This is a genomic window from Micromonospora sp. PRAS1 (assembly GCF_059553435.1).
In genome coordinates this window covers 1-1,863 of sequence record NZ_JCANNB010000092.1, presented here as the reverse complement: position 1 = coordinate 1,863, position 1,863 = coordinate 1, and the positions used below count along the sequence as shown (strand labels likewise).

The 1,863-nt window shown below is 68.8% G+C and carries 2 protein-coding genes; both read left to right on the top strand.

The window, feature by feature from the left end; genetic code table 11:
* A partial coding sequence (locus AC507J_RS32195) for a helix-turn-helix transcriptional regulator (RefSeq protein ID WP_496294315.1) occupies positions 1 to 1,564 on the top strand: 1,564 nt, incomplete at its 5' end.
* A gap of 114 nt (positions 1,565 to 1,678) precedes the next feature.
* A partial coding sequence (locus AC507J_RS32190) for an ATP-binding protein (protein ID WP_496294313.1) occupies positions 1,679 to 1,863 on the top strand: 185 nt, incomplete at its 3' end.

Below are 1,863 nucleotides of genomic sequence, written 5' to 3'. Positions count from 1 at the left end.
ACAGGCCGCCGAGCTGACTCCTGAGCCCGCCGTCCGCGCGAGCCGGGCACTGAAAGCCGCATACGCCAAGCACGAGACCGGCGCGCCCGACGACGGCCTGGTGCTACTGGCGGAGGCGGCGGCCGGACCGCTCGACGCCCTGCAACGCGCCCGCCTGGAGTTGCTGCGCGCCCGGATCACGTTCCACATCACGCGGGGCAGCGAGGCACCGAAAATGCTGCTCGACGCCGCCAAGAAACTTACCCCGCTGGACCCGACACTGGCCCGCGAGACCTACCTGCACGCGCTGCAGGCATCCTTCCACGCCGGCCGCCTCGGCCATGGGCGATGGCTGCAGGAAGCGGCCGAGGCCGCCCGAGCCGCGCCCGCACCGCCGACACCGCCCCGCCCAGTCGATCTCCTGCTGGACGGACTGGCCACCAGGTTCACACAGGGTTTCGAGACGAGTGTTCCTACCCTGCAGCAGGCCCTGGAGTCGTTGTGCAACCACGATTCCCCCGCCGACGACGACAACCGCAGCTGGCTCTGGTTGGCCTGCCACATCGCGGCAATGCTGTGGGACGACGAGGCGATCTACGTCCTGGCCAGCCGCAATGTCAGGCTCGCCCGCGAAACGGGCGCGCTGGCCACGCTTCCGGCCGCGCTCAACGCCCTCACCTCCGTGCTTGTGCTGACCGGCGAAACGGCCCGCGCCACCGAGCTGGCCGCGGAGGAACAGGCGATCACGCAGGCGACGGGGGCCCCGCCGCTGCCCAACGCCAGACTCACCCTGGCCTCCTGGCGCGGCCGCCAGCCCGAAACCTCGGAGCAGTACGAGGCCATGGTCAGGGAGGCGAGGGGGCGGGGTGAGGGCGCAACGATCGGCCTGGCCCAGGTCTCTCTGGCAGTGCTGCACAACGGTCTGGGCAACTACGACGACGCGCTTGCCGCCGCGACACCGCCGGTCGAGTATGACGAGTTGACCTACAGCAGTATCGCCCTGCCCGAGTTGATCGAGGCGGCCGTCCGCTCAGGCCAGACCGAACGCGCCGCCACGGCAATGGAGCTACTCGAATCGCGAGCCCTCGCCAGCGGCACCCAGTGGGCGCTCGGTTTGAAAGCTCGCTCACGAGCGCTGATCAGCACCGGGCCAGCTGCTGAGGAGCAGTACCGCGAGGCAATCGAGCGGCTCGGGCAGTGCCGGATAGCCACCCACCTGGCCCGTGCCCACCTTGTCTACGGCGAGTGGCTACGCCGCGAAGGCCGTCGCCGGGATGCCCGTGATCAACTTCGTACCGCCCACCAACTGCTGTCGGGAATGGGCGCGGACGCATTCGCCGAACGGGCCGCCCGCGAACTGCGCGCCACCGGCGAGCACCCACGCAAACACACCCCACAACCGACCGACGCCCTCACCGCCCATGAACTCCACATCGCGCGGCTTGTCGCCACCGGGGCAACCTCCCGGGAGGTCGGCACACACCTGTTCCTCAGCCCTCGCACCATCGAAGCCCACCTACGCAACATCTTCCGCAAACTCGAGATCACCTCCCGCCGACAGCTCAAAGACCTGCCGCTGCCCTGACTCCTTCCTCGTCGATCTGCCGGCGGGTCGACGGTGGCCGTGCCGGCATCGGTAATAATTACCTAAGTTTTAACTTCCGGTTACGGTGTCGACGGATTCAGGTGGGTGTGAGCTGTGAACCTTCTGGGCCGGCGTGCAGAACGCGTCGCCGTCGAACACCTTCTCGCTCAGGCACAGACCGGACGTAGCGGGGCGTTTGTGGTGCGCGGGGAGGCGGGCATCGGAAAGACCGCGATCCTAGAGCACGCCCGCGAGGCCGCGGCTCCCTCGGGGTTCCGGGTCGAACACTCGGTCGGAGC